We start from the raw sequence: 6,267 nt of genomic DNA on the forward strand, positions 1-6,267 counted from the left end.
ACCCACGCCCGTGTCGCCGCCCAGCTTGCCCAGCATGTTCCAGGCCTGGTGCCGGTGGGCGGGAACCTGCTTGCTGAGGTCCTCGAGCATGGCGGCGAGCTCGGGCGTGGCCTTGGGCATGGCCTTCTGGGCGGTGAGGACCATGCCCATGACGGCGTCATGTCCCGTCACCTGTGAGGCCAGATAGGCAGAGTCGAAGGGCGCGCCGCGGATGACCTGGAGCTGCTCCATCGTGGCCTTGTCCTTGGCCATGGAGGCTTCTTCCGCGTCGTTCATCGGCTTGGGGGATTCGGCCAGCTTCAGGCCCTTGCTGCGCGCGTAGGACGTGAGCTTCTGGTCCAGCGCGGTGTGCGCCTTCATCATGATGGTGCCGAAGGCCTTCACGTCTGGATTCTGGGAGTGTTGCTGGGCGAGCTTGCCCGACTTGATTTCGTGCTGGTTCGCCAGGTGCAGCCGGTCGAGCAGCGCCTTCTCGTCCGTGGGAGCGGTGTAGCCGCGGTACGTGGCCATGCCCTTTTGAACGGAGACCGTGTCCTGTTGGGAGGGCGGGCTGTCGGGCATGCCGGACTGAGCGAATGACGCGCCCTGGGTGAACAGCGAGGCGGCGAGGACGAGCCCCGGGAGGGGATGCTTCATGGGGTGCTGCTCCTTGTGCGTGAGGAAAGGCGGGCGCGCACGTTGGAGCGGCGTCGGAGCGGGATGCACGGCGCGAGAAGACGCGTCCGTGCGCCACTTCACGCAGAGGGAGGAGAGGGTGCGGCGGATGACGGTGGCGCTGCCCACGTGGCCGACCCACTGCGTTCAGTGCTTCACCGGACGTGGTGCGTCGGGAGCGGGCGGTACAGGGTGCTGCGGGGTGGACGACGTTGGCGGGGGATGAACAGGACCGGCGATGTCCTCGCGGTGTTGCCAGGGCCAGCGCCCCTCCAGCTCCACGGTGAGGGTGAAGCTGAGGAAGGTTCGGATGAGGACGATGAGCCCGAGCACCAGCACGCCATCCAGCGTGGGGCGTTGGCTCACGGTGCGAATGATGTCGGCGGCGACGAGGAACTCCAGGCCCAGGAGGATGGCGCGGCCCAGGTTGAGGCGGAAGCGCCGGTAGGCCTCACCGGCGGGGAGCTGCTGCCGCGTGGCGAGCACCACGAGCGCGAGCACCGCCCCCAGCACCATGCTGCCCACGCCGGCCCACTCCATGAGCTGGGCGGCAAGCGAGATGAGGGAATGGACCTCCATCAAGCCTCCCGTGCGGGAAGCTAGGCATGGTGGAGACTTCCGTCATGGAGCGGCCTGCGTAAGGGGCGCATGCCCGCTCCCGTGACGCGCCAGGGATGGAGGCGACGAGAAGGTTCGCCGAAGCCGCGAGGCCGTCGTCACGCCGTTGGCTGTCGAGGCGTAACGAAGCCCGTTTCAGTTCCCCGCGTCCGGCTTCTCGGGCTGCGCTTCCTTCGGTGCCTCCGCGTCCGGCGTGCCCGACACGTTCATCTCCGACAGCCCGCTCTCGTCACGCAGGAACTGCTGCGCCACGCGGTCCACCTCTTCGACCTTGAGCCCCGTGAGCAGCGCGCTCGCCTGCCGCGCGCGGTCCGCCAGCGCCGTCTCACCCATGGAGCCGTGGATGCGCGTCAGGGCCAGGTGGATTTCTGGGTCGAACGGGTCCGACGCCAGCGCCTCCAGGTAGGCCGTCTTCGCCTTCGGGTAGTCCTTCCGGTACAGCAGGATGCGGCCCAGGTGGACGTTCGTCGACGGTGAGCCCGGGTGCACGCGCAGGCTGCCGCGCAGCACGCCCTCCGCCTCGTCCAGCCGCCGCAGCTCCAGCAGCGCCAGCGCGTACTTGTTGGACACGGACTCGTACTTGTCGCCCACCAGCTTGTGCGCCTTGGCGTACTCCTCCGCGGCGGCCTTCACGCGGTTGCGCTCGCGCAAGAGCTCGCCCAGGTGCGCGAACTTGCGCGCCGGCACCTCCGTCACCTCCTGGAAGTCACCGAAGGAGATTTCGCGCCCCTTCTTCTCGCTCTCGTCCTTTACCTTGCCCTTGGCGTTCTCCTTCAGGACCACGCGGTCCTCGCGCGGCAGGAGCTCGGTGGGGAAGGGCTGCTTCTTGATGTGCGCCAGCCAGGACTTCTCGAAGAGGGCGAAGGGCATCCCCATGGCCGTCTCCACCGCCTTGCGGTCCTTCTGCCCGGCCTTCAGCTCCTGGATGATGGCGCGCAGACCCGCCGTGCCCTTGACGCTGTGCACGTAGTCGATGGCGTAGAACACCTCCGCGAACGCGGTGGCCGCGTCCTCCGCCGTGGGCAGCAGCGCGATGGACGGGTGCATCTTCTCGAACGGGATGAGCGTGTCCGCCTTCACCCGCTTGCCCAGCAGTGCCTGGGTGGACGGCGTCATCGCCAGGCCCGCCTTGCCGCGCCAGCGCGACTCCAGGAACTTGGCCAGGCCCTCATGCAACCAGATGGGCACCGTGTTGCGGCTCATCTGGCTGATGACCAGATGGATGTACTCGTGCGCCAGCGTGTCCTGCCAGTCGTAGCCGCGCGCCACCGCCTTCGGACTGGTCACCATCAGCTTGTTGAACTTGCAGATGGCGATGGTGCCCGTGGTGCCAATCTGCTTCTCCGTCAGCGTGCTCACCCGCGCCAGCTCGCGCGCGTTGCTCACCACCTCCACGCGAATCTTGCCGCCCGGCGGCGTCCAGCCGAGGTCCTCCTTCATCGCCCGGTGGATGCCCTCCAGCGTCTCCAGCGCATAGGGCACCAGCACCGCTTCCTTCCCCTTGGGGTACTGGAAGATGAAGTGCTCGCTCTCCGCGCGCTCGTGGTCCTTGACGATGGCGCGCGTGTCCTTGGCCAGCCGCAGGTAGCTGCCCGGTTTGTCCTCGATGTTGGCGCCCTCCAGGAGCGCCACCGCGTCGTCGTAGCGTCCCTCCTCGAAGGCCACCCGGCCCTGGAAGTACTTCAGCGGCTCCACGTCGGCGGGGAGGAGCTTCTCCACCTCGGACAGCTCGCGCCGGGCGCCGGGCACGTCCCAGTCGTCCAGCTCCGTCTCCACGCGGCCCAGCCGCTCCTTCACCTCGTCCTTGAGCGAGCTGGACTGGGCCCACGCCGCCTGAGGCACGCAGAGGAGCCCCACGGCCATCGCCGCGACGAGGGCCCCGAATCCGGAGGAATGCTTCAGCGCGTGGCGGCTCACTTCACCAGCTCCTCGTAGTAGCGCTTCACCTGCTCCCGGTACTTCTCCGGAGCCCCCTGCTTCATCGCGTCCAGCAGGTCCTTGCGGAACTCCTTCGGCGCCTGGAAGGCATCCTCGTCCGGCAGCTCCACCTTCTGCTTCGGGTCTCTCCCGTTGCCCTGCTGACGGCGGCCCATGCCCATGGGCAGCGGGAGCCCGCCCTTGCCGCCGCGCTGGCCTTCCTGCATCTGTTGCTGGAACTGGCGCAGGCCCTCCAGCGCCGCCTGCTGCTCGCCGTAGCCACGGCCCGGGTCCTTGCCCTGCATCCGGCGGGCGGCCTCACCCATGCGCTGGCCGGCGCCCTCCATCTGCTGCGTGGCCTCCTCGCCGAAGATGGGCGCCATCTGCTGCATCTCCTCCATCTGCTGACGCAGGCCCTGCGCGCGCTCCTCCAACTGCGACTGCTGTTCGCCCAACTGCTGGAGCTGCTGCTTCTCCTGCTGCGACAGCTGCGAGCCCGGAGGAGGGAAGAGCGACTGGAGCTGCCGGTTCACCTCCGACACGTTGCGCGCGTCGCGGTTGAGGCGCTGCGCCAGCTCCGTGGACTGCTTCACCACCTCTTCCGGGTTGCCGAACATCTCGTCCAGGTGGCGCTGCTGCTCGCCCATCATCGCCAACTGCCGGGCCGCGTCCTCCGCCCGCGCCGCCGCCTCCGCCGCCAGGTCGTAGTCGTTCACCTTCAGCGCGTTCTCCACGTTCTGGAGCTCCGCCTGGGCCTCCTCCAGCGGGCGCGCGGCGCGGCTGTTGAGCTGGCTGGGCTCCAGCGCCTTGTAGTCCTCCTGCGCCTGCTGCACCTTGCGCATCAGGCTGTCCTTGATGGCCTCGCCCTTCTCCGACAGCCGCTCGCGGTTCTGTGAGCGGGCCTGGTCGCGAAGCTGCTTCGTCTGGTCCGCGACGCGCTGCTGCTCCTGCACGGTGCCCTGCAGCTCCTCCATGAACTTGCCGAACTTCTCCGCCAGCTCGGGGTACTGCTCGCCGCCGAACTCGTCGCTCGCCTGGTCCAGGTTCTCGAGCATCTCATCCATCTGCATGCCCAGTTCCTGGAGCTTCGCCAGGGCCTCGTCCGCCTTGCCCTCGCGCATCAGCTTCTCCACGTCGTCGAGCGCGCTGCGCAGGTCCTGGTCCTTCATCATCTCGGACAGGGCCTCGGCGTTGAGGTGCTCGTCGCGGATGCCCTTGCGCATCTCCGCCATGCGCTGCATCAGTTCCTGGATGCGGGACTTGAGCTGCTGAATCTGCTCCATCACCGCCTGGCGCGCGGCCTCGTCCGGGTTGGACTTGTACTGCTCGATGAGGTTCGCCAGCTCGCGCCGCTCGTTGGACAACTGCTTGGCCATCTCCTGGAGCGCCTCCAGCTTCTGCCGGTCCAGCAGCGACTCCAGGTAGAGGATGTCCTTCTCCAGCTCCGTAATCTCCTCGTTGACCACGGCGGTGAGGCGGTTGCCCGTGCCCCAGTCCTCGCCGCGGGCGCGCTGCGTGCGCAGGTAGAGCCGGCGCAGCTCCGCGGTGCCGCGGATGTGGCTGCCCAGGGACTCGGAGATGTTGCTCAGCGCGGAGACCAGCTCGGTGGGCACGTCGCGCTCGCGCGCCAGCTCTTGCGCCAGCGTCTTCATGTCGGCGACGAGGCTCTCCCCGCTGGTGTCCACCGTGGCCCCGGCGGTGATGGCCTGCGGGTCCTTCTGCTTCGCGCGCTCCGGGCCTTCCAGCCGGTCCGCGAGGTGGTCCACCATCCGGCCCCACAACTGCTCCGCCTTCTCCAGCGCTGCGCGACGGTGCTCGGCCGCGGAGTACACGCGCAGCACCTGCGTGCGGCTGACGCCCTTCTTGGGGCCCTCCACCGCGTCGTTGTCCTGCGCCTCCACGTAGTAGGTAATCCGGTCACCCGGGTCGAGCTTGAGGTTGTCCAGGCTCCACGAATAGGTGCCCCGGTGGCGCCGGCCGTCCTCGCGCGGCAGCGGCACGCGCGTCTCCTGCTGGGCGCCGGGCGCGCGGAACACGAGCGCCATGCCGGACAGCCCGTAGTCATCCGACGCCTCGTACTTGAGCGCCACCTGGTCGCCCGGGTCGATCTCCAGCTCCACCGTGGGCGTGAGCAGCGACACCTCGGGCGCCTTGTCCGCCTCCACCGTGAGGGCGATGTCCGGCCCCACCGCGAGCGCCTTGTCCCGCGCGCCGTAGAAGGCGAAGCGGTAGTGGCCGGACTGCTTCGCGACGAAGCTGCCCTCCAGGTCCCGGTTGCCCGTCACCTTCAGCGGCAGCGCCTGGCCGTTGACCACCAGCTCCGCGCGCTCCACCGGACGGTCCGAGCGCGTCTTCAGCAGGATTTCCGTCCCCGCCGGCGCACTGATTTCACCGTTCGTTCCGGGCACCGTGCGCGGGGCCAGCCCCGTGTACGCGGGGTAGCGGTACGTCAATTCGATGTCGCCGGTGATGGGCTCCACCTGCGCCTGGGCCTTGGGGCTCGCCGCCACTTCGCGGATGCGCGCCACGCCGGCGGACCAGCGGTCACCGAGCACGACCATCAGCACCAGCAGGGCCAGCAGCGCGCCGCCCGCGCCCAGGGCCACGTGACGCACCGGGCGGCTGTCCACCACGGTGCGGACATCCACCGTGCGCGCCCGCGCGTCCATCTCCCGCAGGAAGGCGCTCGCGAGCGCCGGAGAGCCGCTGCCCGGCGCGTCCGGCTCGCGCATCAGCTCCACCGCGGCCAGCACGTCCAGCGACAGCTCCGGGCGCTTTTCGCCCACCAGGCGCGCGGTGAGGACGTCGTCTCCCACGCGGCGGCGCACCAGCCACAAGCCGAAGACGCACGTCACGGCCACGCCCACCGGCAGCGCCGTCCACAGCAGGGACGCGCCCGCGCGCGGCGCCACCAGCGCCAGGAAGCCGCCGGCCACCAGCAGCAGCGCCACGGTGGTCACGCCCAGCATACCGCCCTGGAGCCACAGGTACCGGCGCTGGCGGCCCTGGACGGTGGCGAGCAACGCCTCCACGCCCGGGGCTTCCAGGGGAGGGCGGGCTTGTGACGCGGGAGGTGAC

The 6,267-nt window shown here is 69.4% G+C and carries 4 protein-coding genes; all 4 read right to left on the reverse strand.

Features of this window, described 5'->3' with window-relative positions; genetic code table 11:
* On the reverse strand, positions 1-636 hold a 636-nt coding region (locus FMP39_RS36610; RefSeq protein ID WP_228558641.1), incomplete at its 3' end, for a DUF4142 domain-containing protein.
* A 165-nt stretch (positions 637-801) separates the two neighbouring features.
* Positions 802-1,233, reverse strand: a complete 432-nt coding sequence (locus FMP39_RS36615) for a DUF1622 domain-containing protein (RefSeq protein ID WP_141621602.1) — start codon at positions 1,231-1,233, stop codon at positions 802-804.
* Positions 1,234-1,407: 174 nt separating this feature from the next.
* Positions 1,408-3,189, reverse strand: a complete 1,782-nt coding sequence (locus FMP39_RS36620; RefSeq protein WP_090488207.1) for a tetratricopeptide repeat protein — start codon at positions 3,187-3,189, stop codon at positions 1,408-1,410.
* A partial coding sequence (locus tag FMP39_RS36625) for a DUF4175 family protein (protein WP_228558642.1) occupies positions 3,186-6,267 on the reverse strand: 3,082 nt, incomplete at its 5' end. The genes FMP39_RS36625 and FMP39_RS36620, both read right to left, overlap by 4 nt.

The sequence above is a fragment of the Myxococcus sp. AB056 genome (assembly GCF_006547365.1).
Classification (GTDB): Bacteria; Myxococcota; Myxococcia; order Myxococcales; family Myxococcaceae; genus Myxococcus; species Myxococcus virescens.

Excerpts from the sequence above, each read along its gene's own strand:
- FMP39_RS36615 (WP_141621602.1), bottom strand. The coding sequence starts at position 1,233 with ATGGAGGTCCATTCCCTCATCTCGCTTGCCGCCCAGCTCATGGAGTGG.